The organism is Streptomyces sp. BYX5S, from assembly GCF_054724165.1.
In genome coordinates this window covers 4,236,852-4,251,474 of the sequence record NZ_CM138829.1, presented here as the reverse complement: position 1 = coordinate 4,251,474, position 14,623 = coordinate 4,236,852, and the positions used below count along the sequence as shown (strand labels likewise).

At 69.1% G+C, this 14,623-nt stretch carries 15 protein-coding genes and 2 pseudogenes; 9 read left to right on the top strand and 8 right to left on the bottom strand.

All coding sequences use genetic code 11. The annotated features are described in order from the left end of the window. Positions 1-195: 195 nt before the first annotated feature. Positions 196-1,776 carry an aspartate:alanine exchanger family transporter gene (locus ACYBSK_RS19415; protein WP_457478424.1) on the bottom strand — a complete coding sequence of 527 codons (1,581 nt, stop codon included), beginning with the start codon at positions 1,774-1,776 and terminating at the stop codon, positions 196-198. Between the two features lie 347 nt (positions 1,777-2,123). Then, complete coding sequence (locus tag ACYBSK_RS19410; protein WP_460242620.1) at positions 2,124-3,008, bottom strand: helix-turn-helix transcriptional regulator; 885 nt, start codon at positions 3,006-3,008, stop codon at positions 2,124-2,126. 220 nt (positions 3,009-3,228) lie between these two features. Here ACYBSK_RS19410 and ACYBSK_RS19405 point away from each other — a divergent pair, with 220 nt between their 5' ends. From ACYBSK_RS19405 to ACYBSK_RS19395, 3 genes are all read left to right on the top strand, one after another. Then, the gene (locus tag ACYBSK_RS19405) at positions 3,229-3,549 is read left to right on the top strand and encodes a carboxymuconolactone decarboxylase family protein (protein ID WP_460242619.1); all 321 of its coding nucleotides are present in this window, start codon (positions 3,229-3,231) and stop codon (positions 3,547-3,549) included. A gap of 68 nt (positions 3,550-3,617) precedes the next feature. Next, positions 3,618-4,052 (top strand): cupin domain-containing protein, encoded by a 435-nt coding sequence (locus ACYBSK_RS19400; RefSeq protein ID WP_460242618.1) that lies wholly within the window; start codon positions 3,618-3,620, stop codon positions 4,050-4,052. Further along, positions 4,049-4,906 carry an aldo/keto reductase gene (locus ACYBSK_RS19395; protein WP_460242617.1) on the top strand — a complete coding sequence of 286 codons (858 nt, stop codon included), beginning with the start codon at positions 4,049-4,051 and terminating at the stop codon, positions 4,904-4,906. The genes ACYBSK_RS19400 and ACYBSK_RS19395 overlap by 4 nt, the downstream gene beginning before the upstream one ends. A gap of 101 nt (positions 4,907-5,007) precedes the next feature. On the opposite strand, the gene ACYBSK_RS19390 is transcribed toward ACYBSK_RS19395, so the two are convergent. Continuing rightward, complete coding sequence (locus ACYBSK_RS19390; RefSeq protein WP_460242616.1) at positions 5,008-5,589, bottom strand: helix-turn-helix domain-containing protein; 582 nt, start codon at positions 5,587-5,589, stop codon at positions 5,008-5,010. A gap of 35 nt (positions 5,590-5,624) precedes the next feature. Between ACYBSK_RS19390 and ACYBSK_RS19385 the strand changes: the two genes are divergently transcribed. From ACYBSK_RS19385 to ACYBSK_RS19365, 5 genes and pseudogenes are all read left to right on the top strand, one after another. Continuing rightward, the gene (locus ACYBSK_RS19385; RefSeq protein ID WP_460242614.1) at positions 5,625-6,887 is read left to right on the top strand and encodes an alpha/beta hydrolase; all 1,263 of its coding nucleotides are present in this window, start codon (positions 5,625-5,627) and stop codon (positions 6,885-6,887) included. A 16-nt stretch (positions 6,888-6,903) separates the two neighbouring features. Continuing rightward, a pseudogene (locus tag ACYBSK_RS19380) lies at positions 6,904-7,352 on the top strand (transposase); the annotation flags it as partial. A gap of 286 nt (positions 7,353-7,638) precedes the next feature. Continuing rightward, positions 7,639-8,442 carry an MBL fold metallo-hydrolase gene (locus ACYBSK_RS19375; protein WP_460242613.1) on the top strand — a complete coding sequence of 268 codons (804 nt, stop codon included), beginning with the start codon at positions 7,639-7,641 and terminating at the stop codon, positions 8,440-8,442. Between the two features lie 605 nt (positions 8,443-9,047). Further along, positions 9,048-9,251: a cold-shock protein gene (locus ACYBSK_RS19370; protein WP_457478412.1), complete on the top strand. Its 204-nt coding sequence runs from the start codon at positions 9,048-9,050 to the stop codon at positions 9,249-9,251. Between the two features lie 260 nt (positions 9,252-9,511). Further along, positions 9,512-9,706: pseudogene (locus tag ACYBSK_RS19365) on the top strand (hypothetical protein); the annotation flags it as partial. 40 nt (positions 9,707-9,746) lie between these two features. On the opposite strand, the gene ACYBSK_RS19360 reads toward ACYBSK_RS19365, so the two are convergent. Both ACYBSK_RS19360 and ACYBSK_RS19355 read right to left on the bottom strand, forming a co-directional pair. Further along, positions 9,747-10,679 carry a hypothetical protein gene (locus tag ACYBSK_RS19360; protein WP_460242612.1) on the bottom strand — a complete coding sequence of 311 codons (933 nt, stop codon included), beginning with the start codon at positions 10,677-10,679 and terminating at the stop codon, positions 9,747-9,749. A gap of 235 nt (positions 10,680-10,914) precedes the next feature. Further along, the gene (locus ACYBSK_RS19355; protein WP_460242611.1) at positions 10,915-11,670 is read right to left on the bottom strand and encodes an alpha/beta fold hydrolase; all 756 of its coding nucleotides are present in this window, start codon (positions 11,668-11,670) and stop codon (positions 10,915-10,917) included. 107 nt (positions 11,671-11,777) lie between these two features. Here ACYBSK_RS19355 and ACYBSK_RS19350 point away from each other — a divergent pair, with 107 nt between their 5' ends. After that, entirely contained in the window at positions 11,778-12,326 is a 549-nt protein-coding gene (locus ACYBSK_RS19350) for a PadR family transcriptional regulator (RefSeq protein ID WP_460242610.1), read from the top strand. 154 nt (positions 12,327-12,480) lie between these two features. Here the strand turns inward: ACYBSK_RS19350 and ACYBSK_RS19345 are convergent, their stop codons facing one another. The 3 genes from ACYBSK_RS19345 to ACYBSK_RS19335 all read right to left on the bottom strand — a co-directional run bounded on the left by ACYBSK_RS19345 (position 12,481) and on the right by ACYBSK_RS19335 (position 14,548). After that, entirely contained in the window at positions 12,481-12,918 is a 438-nt protein-coding gene (locus ACYBSK_RS19345) for a glutaredoxin domain-containing protein (RefSeq protein WP_460242609.1), read from the bottom strand. Between the two features lie 114 nt (positions 12,919-13,032). Next, positions 13,033-13,356, bottom strand: coding sequence for a DUF6234 family protein (locus ACYBSK_RS19340; RefSeq protein ID WP_460242608.1), 324 nt, complete (start codon positions 13,354-13,356; stop codon positions 13,033-13,035). Positions 13,357-14,101: 745 nt separating this feature from the next. Next, positions 14,102-14,548, bottom strand: coding sequence for a TY-Chap domain-containing protein (locus tag ACYBSK_RS19335; protein WP_460242607.1), 447 nt, complete (start codon positions 14,546-14,548; stop codon positions 14,102-14,104). Positions 14,549-14,623 lie beyond the last annotated feature (75 nt).

The window sequence follows — 14,623 nt, the reverse complement described above, 5'->3', positions numbered from 1 at the left end:
GTCGCCCCTGGCGTCTGCCTTTGGTGCGGAGAAGGGCAATTGGCCCGCTCTCTGCACGACTCGCCTGTCGACGGGCAGGCAGAGGCCGTACGTTCCACCCGCCGCTTCGCCTGATCGTCGCCCAGTCCGGGCCGCCGTCGCACGCGAGAGGTACCCCCGTGCCGGCATGGCGACGGGGCGGCGGGCCGGCGCGGCTCAAAGACCGACGATGAGCTGGATACAGACGATCTTCACGAGGATGGCGAGGGCGAAGAGGGTGGAGTAGCCGGCGTTGATGCGGCTGTCGGTGGCCCGACCGTTTGCGTAGGCGAGGATCGCGGGGTTGCCCACGTAACCGGCGAGGAGCCCCATGGTGCGCTCGCGGCTCTGCCCGAGGAGACGAGCGATCAGGACCATCAGCGCGTAGCTGACGACGGCGCCGATGACGAGGACCACGAGGAGCTTGAGCCCGAAGACGGAGAACGCGTTCTGCCGGAACGAGTAGCCGGAGGTGAGGCCGACGACGGCGAGGAAGAGCAGGAGGCCGATCTGGCGGAGGGTGAGGTTGGCGCGGGTGGGAAGCGTCCACACAAGGGGGCCGGTGCGCCGCCGCCAGCCGAGGAACATGCCCATCACCAGCGGGCCTGCACCCGTTCCCAGGGCCAGGGTGGTGCTGCCGAGGGTCAGCGAGGGGATACCGATGAGGAAACCCAGGGCGAGGCCCAGACCGAGGCTGACTGCGCTGACCTCACTGACCTTGGTCTCGGTGTCGCCGAGGTAGGTGCTGACCGCCGTGGTCTGCTCGCGGGGCATGACGATCCTGAGCCGGTCGTCGAGCTGAAGGACGAGATCGTCGTGGGCCAGCATGTCGAAGTCCCCCCGCCGCACACGGCTGACGAGGGCACCGTAGCGCTCATTGAGACCCAGTTCGGCGACGGTGTGGCCCGCGAGGGCCGGATTGGTGAGCAGGATACGGCGGTAGTCCACCGTGTGCCGGTCCTCCAGGAGGTCCTGGGAGGCGGGCACCCCGAGACAGTCGAGAGCGGCCTGGAGGTCCCGCTCGCCGCCGACGAGGACCACCCGGTCCCCGGGAGCCAACCGATCGAGCGTGTGCGCGACAACAGGCACACCGCCTGCCGGGCGGAACTCGCTGGCCATCACCCGCCGCTCGGCCACGCCCGGCACATCGGCCCAGCGAACCGAGCGGGTCACCTCCACGGTCCGGGCCACCAGCTTCGACGGGAGACCGGAGTCGGGATCACGGCGCGCCGTCCACGTGTGGCGGGCCGCGATCACCGCGATGAACACAATGGTGATGACCACGGCAAGCGGATAGCCGATGGCGTAGCCGACCGCCGGCTGGGCGGGATCATCGGAGGCGGCCTGGGCGGCGGCGAGACCAGGAGTGGTGGTCCCGATTCCGGCGTAACCGCCGGCGAGGAAGGGGCCGCTGATCCCGAACCACCGGTGCCCGACGAGCCCGACCGCCACCGCGGTCAGGGCAAGCGCCACCATCGCGCCGGCCATCACCGGAAGCTGACCGCGCAGTTCCCGGAAGAACGCCGGACCTGACTCGAGCCCGACCGTGTAGACGTACAGCGCGAGCCCGAGAGCGGAGACACCGGCAGGGACGGCCGGCCCGATGTCCGCGTCGAGCGCGCCCACGAACAGCCCCACGAACAGGACCCCCGCCGCTCCCAGCTTCACCGGCCCGAACCGCACCATGCCCAGCAGCGCGCCTGCCGTGATCACGACGAAGACGGTGACCCACGGATTGTCCGCGAAGAACTGCCACACGGCCGAGCCCTTCCCCTGCTGTCAGGTACGACTGCCTGATGCTGTCAAGTACGACTGCCTGACCGTCATGATCTTCCAGGGCGGCAGGGCCCGCCATCCGGGCGTGCGGCGCGCCAGCGGCCGGTGCCCCCGTGCGGGGTGCGGACGATGCGTGCGCCGAGCCCGTCTGCGGCTACCGCAGATGCCCCCCCCACCACACGATGTTCCTCGCGCAGAGGCGCGCCACCGTCAGGGTGGGCACGAGCCCGATCATCACTTCCAGCTGTCCGAGGTCGCTGCGTCGCCGTCGCAGTGCGATGGAGCAGGACGTCGGAGCTTGGCAGGACGTCGGCGCTTGACGGGTCTGCTCAGGGGCGGGATGCGTCGTGGCGGGCTTGGTCGGAGCTGGTTGCGGCCCAGGACGCAAGCAGTATGAGGGCGTCGTGTTCGGGGGTGCCGGGTTCGGCGCTGTAGGCGGTGAGGGTCAGGCCCGCGTCGCCCGGCAGCTGCATGGCGTCGAAGTCGAGGGTGATCTCGCCGATGGCCGGGTGGCGGAAGTGCTTGCGGCCGGTGTGGTGCAGGCGCACGTTGTGCTTGGCCCAGGCGGTGCGGAATTCGTCGCTGCGGGTGACGAGTTCGCCGATGAGGCCGGTGAGTTCGGTATCGCCCGGGGCTCGGCCGGCTTCGGTGCGCAGCAGGGAGACGGTGGTGTTGACGGAGGCGTCCCAGTCGGGGAAGAAGCTGCGGCTGGTCGGGTCGAGGAACTGGAAGCGGGCGATGTTGACCGGGCGGGCCGCTGCGGTGAACAGGGGTGCGTACAGGGCGCGGCCGAGTTCGTTGACGGCGAGGATGTCGAGGCGGCCGTTGCGGATGAAGGCCGGTGAGCCGGTCATGGACTCCAGGACCCGCTTGAGGCTGGCGGGAACGGGGTCCTTGGTCCGGCGAGCGGCGCGGCGGGCCGGGCGCCGGCGCTGGGCGGCGGCCAGGTCGTGCAGGTGGGCGCGTTCGGCGTCATCGAGCTGGAGGGCGCGGCAGAGCGCGTCGAGGACTTCCTCGGAGGCACCGGCGAGCTGGCCGCGTTCCAGGCGGACGTAGTAGTCGATGCTGACACCGGCGAGCAGGGCGACTTCCTCGCGGCGCAAGCCGGGAACCCTGCGCTTGCCGTTCCCGAAGGCGGGCAGGCCGGCCTGCTCCGGGGTGATCTTGGCGCGGCGGGTGGCGAGGAACTCTCGGATCTCGCGGCTGGTGTCCATGTTGTCCAGGTTAGGAGGCGTGGGGGGCGGCTGGGAGGTTCTGCCAATACCTGGAACGGCAGAGCCTTCCGGACGCCTGTGAGCTGCGGTTTCCTCGATGGTGTCAGCGAATGCGGCCCCGCCCGAAAGGCGGGCCCCCTTACGGGATGCCTGCCGACCCGGGGCGGCCGACAGTGGCAGTGCCGCATCCTCCCGTCCGACCATTACAAGGAGTCACGTCATGGCGAAGCAGCCCGCGCCCCAGGAGCTCGCCGGCATCGCGCCGAAGCTGGTCGAGGTCACCAACGAGGTCCTGTTCCAGGACGTGTGGGAGCGCCCCGGGCTCTCCCCTCGGGACCGCAGCCTGGTCACGGTCAGCGTGCTGGCCGCCCTCTACCGCAGCGAGCAGCTGCCGTACCACCTGGGTGTGGCGCTGGACAACGGGCTCACGGTCGAGGAGCTGTCCGAGGCGATCACGCACCTGGCGTTCTACGCCGGATGGCCCAACGCCATGACCGCGATCACCCTGCTGAAGAAGCTCGCGGACGAACGCTCCGCCTGACCCCCGGCGCGAGCAACAAACCCGCCCCGCACCTTCAGCGGGGCACAGCGAACCGGAAGAGGAACAAGATGGACGGCAACGGATTCGACCAGATCTTCCCGCTCGGCGAGAAGAACGACGCCTACGCGCAATACTTCACCGGCCAGAGCTACCTGGCTCCACTCGCCTCCGGCACCGTCCCGGTCAGCAACGTCTCCTTCGAGCCGAGCTGCCGCAACAACTGGCACATCCACCACGGGACGAACGGCGGCGGAGACCAGATCCTGCTGTGCACGGCCGGCAGCGGCTGGTACCAGGCTGAGGGCGAGGAGCCCGTCAGCATGGAGCCGGGCACCGTGATCCGCGTCCCGGCCGGCACCAAGCACTGGCATGGCGCGAAGGCCGACGCGTGGTTCTCCCACCTCGCCTTCATCACCCCGGGTGAAGACGTCAGCAACGAATGGCTCGAGCCCGTCACCGACGAGGTGTACGGCAAGCTGCCCAAGAACGGAGCGAACGCATGACCATCCTCAACGAGACCTACACGCTGTCCAACGGCGTCGAGATCCCCAAGCTCGGGCTCGGCACCTGGTTCATCGACGACGACAAGGTGGCCGAGGCGGTCCGCGCGGCCGTGAAGATCGGCTACCGCAACATCGACACCGCCCAGGCCTACGGCAACGAACGCGGCGTCGGCGAGGGCGTCCGCGGTGCCGGCGTACCTCGCGAGAACCTGTTCGTCTCGACGAAACTCGCAGCGGAGATCAAGGACTACGACGGCGCGGTCGACGCGATCGACGGATCGCTGGACAAGCTCGGCATCGAGTACATCGACCTGATGCTCATCCACAGCCCGCAGCCGTGGAACGACTTCCGCGGCGGCGACTACGCTCAGGGCAACCGCGAAGCATGGCGCGCGCTCGAAGAGACCCACCAGGCCGGGAAGATCCGGGCCATCGGCGTCTCCAACTTCCAGCAGCACGACCTGGAGAATATCCTCCAGAGCGCGAACGTCGTCCCGCACGTGAACCAGCTGCTCGTCCACGCCGGAAACACCCCCGCCGAGCTCATGGCCTACTGCGCGAGCAAGCAGATCCTCGTCGAGGCGTACTCACCGATCGCCCACGGCGCGATCCTGAAGAACGCCGAAGTCCAGGCGATGGCCGAGAAGTACGGTGTGTCCGTCCCCCAGCTCTGCATCCGCTACACCCTCCAGATGGGCGCGGTGTCACTGCCCAAGACGGCGAACCCCGAGCACATGCGCTCCAACGCCGAGGTCGACTTCGAGATCTCCGACGCGGACATGGACGCTCTGCGGGGCCTGCGCGATGTGGACTACGGCGACCACAGCGCCTTCCCCGTCTACAGCGGCAAGTGACGCCGGACGAGGGCCGACCCGCGCTGGCACGGATCGGCCACGACGCACCGAGCCCGACGGCCCATCGAGGTAAGTGAAACGGCTAGGGGCTGTCTGGCCGATCATGTTTCTGTCTCCTGCTCGGCTTCTGTCGTGGGCCGCTCGGGTTCCGCCTGAGGAGCTTCTATCGGGAAGTGGATGGGACTGAGCAGGTATTGCGCTCGTTCGGGACTCGGCTGGTTGGCAAGTTTCGGAGCGATGGCCGCGCGCAGATCGACGATCAGTTCCTCCAGTTCCGCCGGGCTGAGCCAGAGTGCATGCTGCCGGTAACCCACCCGATCGGCCACAGGATCAGCTCTGTCGCGGTCGAGATAGGCGGTGAACTCGGCCAGCAGGGCGGTCATTGCGGTGGCGAAAGCCTGCCGATGGTCCTCGGCGGTGAGTGTGCGGACCGCCTCGGAGCTGATCACAGCCCGGTCCTGTCGCAGCCGGTAGTGCCGTTCCACCGCGCCGCGCACCCTGTGCTCCTCGGCCACCTCCAGGACCCCGCCGACCACCAGCAGATCGATGTGCCGGTAGACGGTGGCTTTGGAGGCTTCTGGGATGCGTGCACAGAGCTGTGCGGTGGTCAGCAGCCTTCCACCGCCCATCGCATGCACGATCCGTAGCCGGATGGGGTGGGCGAGCAGATCCAGGGAGTTCATGCCCAACTTTCTCACGACTGCTACCTTTCTCAAATATGAGAATGGACGAGGGTGGGGTGCTGGAGGCAGCGCGAGGCGTCGCCGCGCTGCTGCGGGCGGAGCGGTTCGGCGAACTCGTGGGGCTGTTCGCGCCCCCGCTGAGGGCCGCGGTCTCCGCCGAGGCGCTGCGGCTTGCATGGACGGCCGAGGCTGCCGGACTGGGCGGGGTCAAAGTGATTGAGGAGCCGGTGACCGAGGTGGGCGAGGCCGGCCTGGTGCGCGTACGCATCCCGGTGAGCTGCGCCGATGGCAGCTTCACCGTGGTCATGTCGGTCGGCGACGACGGTCTGCTGCACGGGTTGAGACTCGATCCGCACGGTGGCGCCGAGTGGCAGCCGCCGCACTACGCGGATACGGACCGGTTCACCGAGCGGGACGTCCTGCTCGGTACCGGGCCGCTCGCGGTCCCCGGCACGCTCAGCCTGCCCACCGGCTCCGGACCGTGGCCCGCCGTGGTGCTGCTCAGCGGTGGTGGCGCGTTCGACCGGGACGAAAGCAGCGGCCCGAACAAGCCGCTGAAGGACCTCGCCTGGGGGCTCGCCTCCCGACAGGTGGCCGTGCTGCGCTTCGACAAGGTGACCTTCGCGCACCCGGACCGTCTGCCACCGGACTTCACCATGGCCGACGAGTACCTGCCCCACGCTCTCGCTGCCGTCCGGCTGCTCCGGCAGCAGCCCGAGGTGGCACCGGAGCGGATCCACCTGCTCGGGCACAGCATGGGCGGCAAGGTGGCGCCCCGGATCGCCGCCGCCGACGCATCGATCGCGGGCCTGGTGCTGCTCGCCGCGGACACGCAGCCGATGCACGAGGCGGCCGTCCGGGTCGCCCGCTACCTCGCGGAGCTCGCCCCCGGCCCGAGCACGGAGGAGGCGGTGTCGGCACTGGTCCAGCAGGCCGCGTCGGTGGCGGACCCGGCGCTAACGCCTGACACGCCGTCAAGCCTGCTGCCGCTCGGCCTCTCCGCCGCCTACTGGCTCGACCTGCGCGCCTACGACCCGGTGGCAACGGCAGCCGAACTGGACTGTCCGATGCTGATCCTTCAGGGCGGGCGGGACTACCAAGTGACCGTCGCCGACGACCTGACAGGCTGGCAGCGTGCCCTGGCGCACCGGCCCGAGGTGACCATCAGGATCCACGAGGAGGCCAACCACCTCTTCTTTCCCGGCAGCGGCCGACCCACGCCGGCCGAGTACGCGCAACCAGGACATGTCGATCCTGCGGTTGTGGACGAGGTAGCGACCTGGCTTGCGCGACGGTAAGGCGAGCGCACGCCCTATGGGCCGGCGCGATCGCGGCGATCTCACGGATGTCGAGTGGGAGAACACCGCAGGCCGCACCTGCCGGTGAGCAACAGGCGGTGCGGGCGCTGGCGAGATCATCGACAGGTGATCGACGCGATCCTTCACCGGGTGCGGACCGGGGTGCCATGACGTGATCTGCCCGAGCGGTACGGACCGTGGAAGACGATCTGTGAGCGGCACCGGTTATGGTCCGCGGACGGCACCGGGGAACGCTTGCTGCAGCACGTGCAGGCCATGGCCGATGCGGTGGGCGAGATCGACTGGGACGTATCGGTGGACTCCACGACCGTGCGCGCCCACCAGCACGCGCCTGACAGCGTCGCGGCGGACAAGGCTTACAGCAACGGCCTCTGCCGCCAGTACCTGCGACAACGAAGCATCCGGCACACGATCCCGGAGAAGACCGACAGCAAGGCCGCTCGCCTGCCCGCCCCGGCTACTACGACACTTCAGAGGAAGACACCCCAGAGGAAGCGGCGGCGCGCCCCCTCCGCGCCGTCCTGAGCCACGGCAGCGGATAGAGACCGCTCCGGTGACGGCCACCTGTAACCAGCGCCTCTCCGCGGGCCCAGATGATCTATGAGTCCGAGGGGCGTCCCGCTGGAGGGCAGGACCGGTGTGGTCGATGCCTGTGTGTCGAGCCCTTCGACGACGGCCAGGACACGAGAATTCCTCAAACTCTGCGGATCGCGTGTCCTAGGATCCCGGGATGGTTGATGACCGTCCACGCTTTACAGTTCTGGGATCCGCGACGCCGTATCCGAGCGTGGACAATCCGTGCTCGGGGTATCTGGTGTCGAGAGGCGACACCCGGATCTGGGTGGACGCGGGGAGCGGGACGCTCGGCCCGCTGCAGCAGCACGTGCGGCTGGACGAACTCGACGCGATCTGGATCTCCCACCTGCACGCCGATCACAGTGCGGACCTGCTCACCGCGTACTACGCCGCCCTGTACGCGGACATCCGCCTGGCAGCGCCGATACCTCTCTTCGGGCCTCCGGGGATCGCCGACCGGCTGGCCGGATTCCTCACCAACACATCGACCCGGAGTCCGATCGAATCCGCCTTCTCCGTCACCGAGTTGCACGACGGGCACCGGGTGGCCATCGGCTCGCTACGTCTGACCAGCCGGGCGGTGACGCACGACATCCCGGCGTTCGCGCTGCGCATCGAGGCGGCCGGCAGGTCGCTGGTGTACTCCGGGGACACGGCGCCGTGCCCGAGCCTCACACAGCTGGCCGAGGGGTGCGACGTGCTGCTGTGCGAGGCCGAGAGCGCACAGGCCCCGGACCACGGCGACCAGGTGCACCACACCCCCGAAGACGCCGGCGACACCGCCCGCTCGGCCCGTGCGGACCGGCTGATCGTCACGCATGTCGGCCGCTTCCTCACTCCCCAGCAGGCGGTGGCCCGCGCCTCGGCCCGCTTCGGCGGTCCTGTCGACTACGCCGCCCCCGGTGCCACCTTCACTGTCGGCCAGGCCACGACTGGCGCAGTGCGCTCGACGAGCTGACCGCGGTCGAAGCGGCCCGCGTGGACGAGGGCGACGAGGTCTCAGTGTTCGCTGCGTGACGCCTGGTGGTGCGGAGGCAGCTGCGTACCCGCTCCGTTTCGCGTACGGGCTCGCTGGTCGCCCCTGGCAGTCGGTGTCATCGGGGACGGTGGCGACCACCGGTCTGTGGCTCGCTTCGGGTGGGGCCGGTACCGGCCGCGTGGTCGATCCACAGTGCCAAAGCGATGCGCAAGCTGACGCCCGCGGCACCAACATCCGTACGCGCGGCTGGCGCCGCCGGTGCATGGGTCCGCACGGTGGCGGCGACCTGTTGACCGTGCCCCCGTTCGGCTGCTGTCACGTTGTCCTCGGCCGCAGCGGCGTGGACGGCTGGTGGATAGGCCCCGACACGGCCGCCGGTAGCTCGACGGACTCAAGCGGCAACACGAGGAACATGCCGGCAGACGGGGACGGGGGCCCACTACGTGAGCTGCTTCCTTTCCCGCACGGGACTGATCAGAAGCGGCGGGTGTGGGGCAGGATGTGCGTGAGGCAGCCCGCGGTGGGCTGCTCGTGGACGCCGGGCCCGCGCTGTCGCGGGCTCGGGTGATGTGAAGGACTGTCGTATGGCCAGCGGTACCGTGAAGTGGTTCAACAGTGAGAAGGGCTTCGGCTTCATCCAGCAGGACGGGGGAGGCCCCGACGTCTTCGCCCACTACTCCAACATCGCCGGCAACGGCTACCGGGAGCTCGTCGAGGGGGAGCCCGTCACCTTCGACGTGGCCCAGGGCCAGAAGGGCCCGCAGGCGGAGAACATCGTCCGCGGCTGACCCCTCGCCTTCGCCCCGGCCGCCGAGTTGCCCCGGACCACGCCCGGGGTAGCGCCGTTTCCGCGTCGTCGCAGGCCTGGTCAGCGGTTGGTGGGGCATTGATGGGTGTACCCGGGCGGGCCTGGTCCTCGAACTCCAGGGCCGCCCGGCGCTGCAGATCACCGGGGCAAGGTGGTGGTGGGGGCTGGGTGGCGCTGACGCCGTCCTCGAGCTCCGGGCGGTGAAGGACAGCATTGACCTCGGCGCCTCCGTCGCCTTCCCAGTCGCTTTCCAGCGGCCAACTCACCCAGGAGGACAGGAGGACAGAACTACAGGAGTACGGCTTCACCGGCCTGGACGGCTCACGCCCCGGCTGCTGGCGCCACCTGGTCGAGGTCGACGACGCCGACAATCCGGCGGACGCAACTGCATACCGGTGGGGGCATCGCGCATCGCGCGCGGGGCTCTTCCGGTGACTGTCCGACGTGCCCGCCGCCCCTCCTACGGAGTCGTACGTCAGCCCACCCGCTCATAGGTGAGGACGGTCTTCGGGTGGTTGCCGATCGTGCGCAGGCGCAGCGGGCCGTCCGAGGACTTCACGTCGAAGTCGTACTTGAGCTCCGCCGGCGGGCAGTTGACGGTCCTGGTGCCCTGATCGAGCTTGAAGTTGCTCATGGACAGGTCGTACTGGTTGATGCCGGAGACAATGGCGCTGCCCTTGCATCGCGGGCCGGTGCGGGACTCGATGACCATGCGTGCCCATTTGCCAGGCTCGACCTGATTGATGGTCAGCTGCTGGCTGCCGTCCGTGGCTCGCCACCGGCCCACGAACCAGCGGTGGATGGGCTTGTACGCCGTGGCCACCTTGGCGAATCCGGAGCCTTTGCGCCAGGTCAGCGTGGTGGTGAACAGCATGCTGGGATGGACGAAGTCCACTCGGGCGCCACCGTCGCTGATGCGGGCCTTCGGCCAGGGGATGGTGTTCTTGGTCGGGTCGGTGGTCCAGGAGGAGAGGTCCCCGGTGGCGACGGCCGCGATCACTTCCTGCGGTTCGTCGCCGTCTCTGCAGTACTGGCCGAAGCCCGCCGCGAGCCACACGGTGTCCCGGTACGCCTTTGCCCTGATGCCGCCGCACGGTCTGGTGCCGGTCTCATAGACCGTTTTCCGGGCGGACCAGGCGTCGTCAGAGGCGTCGCGATGCTGTGCCTCCAGGCCGCGGCGAGTGAAGCGGAGGGATACCTGCCGGCCGTCGGACAGTTCGAGGACGGTGTGGTCGTCGTCGTGCTCGACGACCCGTGCATCAGGCTTGTTCTCGGGTTCGCGGTGGGACTTCGTCTGCTTCGCGCTGCTGCCGGACTGTTCCTGGTCCGATTGCTCGGCGCAGCCGCCGGCGGCTGCGCCGAGCAACAGCATCGCTACCACCCACGCCGCTGCGCTCTTCGTTCTCATGCCGTGTCAGCTCCCCTGGACGCCGCGCCGCGATGCCCGGGCCGGTGGGTGGCACGAACTCGGCGATGATAGTCGGTGGGCGGCCCACCCCGCCCCGCCCCGCTCGGCCACCGGCACGGTGCGGCCCCGGCGACGAGTACACCCGGCCCAGGCCGCCGCCTCCGGCGCGCCCCTCCGCCCCCCGTCGGCGTCGTGCGCCGGCGCTGCCCCTGACATCCAGTGGCGGTCGGTTCTTCTACACCTGTTCCACAGCCCGTACGAACGCATCTGGGTTGTCGAACATGATGTTGTGGCCTGCCGACGGGACCGTCCTGACCTCAACACCTGCGGCCTCCAGGCGTGTTCGCCCGGGGAGGTCGCCGCTGCGTTCGCCCTGGAGGTAGAGGCGCTCCATCGGTGCGTCCTCAAGCATCTCGCGCATGACCGGGACGGTGCCGCGGACCAGGTGGGTAGCGGAGCGGTGCAGGGCAAGGGGGTCGGTGAGGCGCATCGTGGCCGCCCAGTCCGGACCCGCGTGTTCCAGTACGCGGGCGAAGCCACCGCCTCGTACGAACTCTTCCTCCGTGTACGAGGCGATAGCGCTGCTGCCCGCCGTTGGTCCCGGGTGCGGGTCGAGGTTCCCTTCGGTGACGATCAGCCGTGTCACCAGATCGGGGCGGCGGTGTGCCAGCACGATGGCGACCGAGCCGCCCATGCTGTGGCCCGCGACCACGGCATGGCGCACACCGGCTTCGTCGAGCGCGGCGGCGAGCGCCTCCGCGTGATCCTCTAGGGTGTAGGCGAAGTCGTCGGGCCTGTCGCTGATGCCATGCCCCGGCAGGTCGACGAAGAGAACTCTGCGGGCCGCGAGTTCGGGCCGCGCCGCGATATGGGCGTGGTAGACGGTCGAAGCGGCGCCGAGCCCGTGCACGAACACCGTCGCCGGTCCGTCGCCGGGCGCCTCCACCCAACGGATCTTGCTGCCGCGCGCGTCGAATGATGCCTGTCGCATGTCCTCGGTTCCCCCAGCTTCCCTCGTCCTCGGTGCGCGCGGCACGATACTACGTCAGCGTAGTATCACGTCAACGATGTATCACGGTGCGGAGGGAGCATGCGCGCATGCTGGAGCTATCGATCCTCGGTTTCCTGTACGAGGCCCCGCTGCACGGCTACGCGCTGCGCAAACGCATCACCGCGCTCACCGGCCACGTACGCCCGGTCGGCGAATCCACGCTCTACCCGGCGATCAAACGGCTGGAAAGGGCCGGACTGCTCGTGCGTACAACCGAGCAGGGAACATCGGCGGCACCACGCCACACGCTCAGTCTCACCGCGTCCGGCCGAGCGGAACTCCTGCGCCGGCTCGCCGAGGCCGAAGGACCGGATGTCACCGACGAGAACCGATGGTTCACGCTGCTCACCTTCCTGCGTCACCTCGACGACCCGGGCGCCCAGATGACGGTGCTTCTTCGCAGGCTGACCTTCCTGGAGGAGCCGGCCAGCTTCTACTACGACGCTGAACGACCATTGCGCGTGGAAGAGTTGGACGATCCCTTCCGGCGCGGAGTGCTGACGGTGGCCCGCGCCACCACCGCAGCCGAGCTGGCCTGGCTTCGAACAACGCTGGAGGAGTTGCGGAGCCGCCGCTCGGCATCGACCCGCACGTGAACGGTTCTTGGCGGGGCGCCTTCGGCTCGCAGCGCGGCAGGCACCACCGGCGTCGGCCCGTCCCGTGAAGTGCTGGCATGCCCGTTCAACGGCTGGTTCCTGCCTGCTGCCTGCTGGACGTTCCGGGGTCTGTTGGGTGGAGGGTGGTTGCTGATCAGGCGGAAGGGGAGGACTGTGCGCGTACCCATGCGGGATCGGGGTTGGTGTGCGGCAGGCCCGCCACGAGGACGGTCGGCACGGTCTCATTGCCGTCGTTGGCTGCTCGCACCGCGGCGGCTCCTGCCGGGTCGTGCCAGATGTTGACCCAGTGCACCTGACGCGCGCTGCGGCCCAGTCGGATGCGCAGTCGTATGCAGTACGTGCAGCCCGGCCGCCAGAAGACAACCGGTCGGCCGTCGACCGCGCTGCGGTGTTGTGCCTCCCGCGCGCCGATCGACCTCGGGAAGATCATCGGTGAGTTCACGCCGGCGAGTACCAGGAACGCCAGCAGGAGTGCCGCGGCGATGCCGGGGCTTCCCGTGCGCATCACCCCTGCCGCGAGGGCTGAGCCGCTGAGCACAAGCAGTACCGGCAGGTTCCAGGTGCGCATCATGGTGACGCAGGCTATCCATCATTCGATGGCTCACGCACCGGCGCCCGGTGGCCGGTTCACGGCGTCGGCATGCCTGACCCACCTCCGCGCAGCCCCGACCGCATCGGCGGGCGCTCACGGTCCACGGACAGCCACATAGGCAAGCAGCCCTGCTCCGACTCCCAGGACAACCAGTTGGATGACGCCAGGGACACGCCATCCCAGAACGAGGAGACCACCGCCGGTGACGACTGCGCCGCCCAGCAGGAACCCCATTCCCCGCAACGCCTCCCGGGGCGCATCAGGCGGATTGAGGCTGTCATAGGCATCAGCCCAGCCCGTCATCCCGTAGCGGAGAAACAGCAGATAGGCGATGACCATCAGATCGATGACGAGAAGCGCCACGCTGACCCCGACCTGCTCGCCGGTCGACGGCTCACCCCCAGGTCTCGGACTCATCACCCTCCGATCGCTGGCGGCGTCCCGTCAATCGCATACCGTCCAGCATGCTGATCCAGCAGGCACTGCACATGAGCACAGCTACTCAGTTGGGTCGACGGACCCGAGCTGCACAGAGGTGAGGGCGGGCAGGTCACTCCATGCCGGAGCCTTCGCGGCACTCGGTCACCAGGCGATCAAAGGGGCGTTCATCCGGCTGGGTATGGTCACCGTTGCCGGGACCGGCTCCGGCCCCGCCCCCTCTCGAACCGAGCTCGCCTCGTCACTCGGCGCGTGACGATCGGAGCTCCGGCCCCGCCCCCTCTCGAACCGAGCTCGCCTCGTCACTCGGCGCGTGACGATCGGCTCAGGGGCCGCCAGGCCGAGGTCCAGGCCGCGTCCCGGGTGACCGGACCGGTCACCCCAGCAGCACCACAGCGAGCAGCGGACAGAGCGCCCCAATGGATCTGGGCCCACCATTCGCGCGACCGATGTGGCCAGGCGTGTTCAAGCGTCACTCCCTGAGATGACGTGACGTTCCGGCACTCGACGGCGGCGAGGATACCGGCGGTAGTGACGGACAGCCCACCCCAACCCCGTCGACGGCCCGTCCCCGATGGCCTGACAATCGGGTATACGCAGGCCGCCCTGCCGAAGGCGTCGCCACAGTTCACCGCGCCAAGGGGGTCTTCTCGAGCGGCACAGGTGATCCTCTCTTCTGGTCAGCGATGCGGTCCAGAAGGAACTCCCCACTCGCTCCGGCCGTTCACACCGGCGGGTCCTTCCGCCAGGTCCACTGCCCGTCGGGCGGCTCCTCGCCCAGTACGCGCAGCGCGTCGGTGGAGATCTGGGCGAGGCGGTCGACCTCGTCGAGGCCGAACCACATCTCGTGGTTCTCCGAGCGCCCGCTACGCGGTTTGTGGGTGTCCGGATCGGACCAGCCGAGCGCCAGGAGCCGCTGCTTCTGTGTCTCGGTGGTCTTCCGGTACGCCGACGAGACGCATTCGGCGCCGAATCCGTCGTCCCACCTCATGAACTGAACGTAACGCCCGGTCTCCCGCCGGGGCTTGGGGCGCCGTTGCCACCAGTGCCGGCCCGAGGAGTCGGGTTCCGGCATGGGGTCGGGCTCGGAGACCACCAGGGTGTCCCTCTCGCGCATACTGGCCACCTCCTCCCGCAGCCGGTCACGGAACTCGCTCCACGCCTGGTCCATCAGGCCAACATACCGGCAATGACCGGGGCGACGGCCCACCAGCACACACCGGCTGGAGCCCCCGCGGCGTACCCG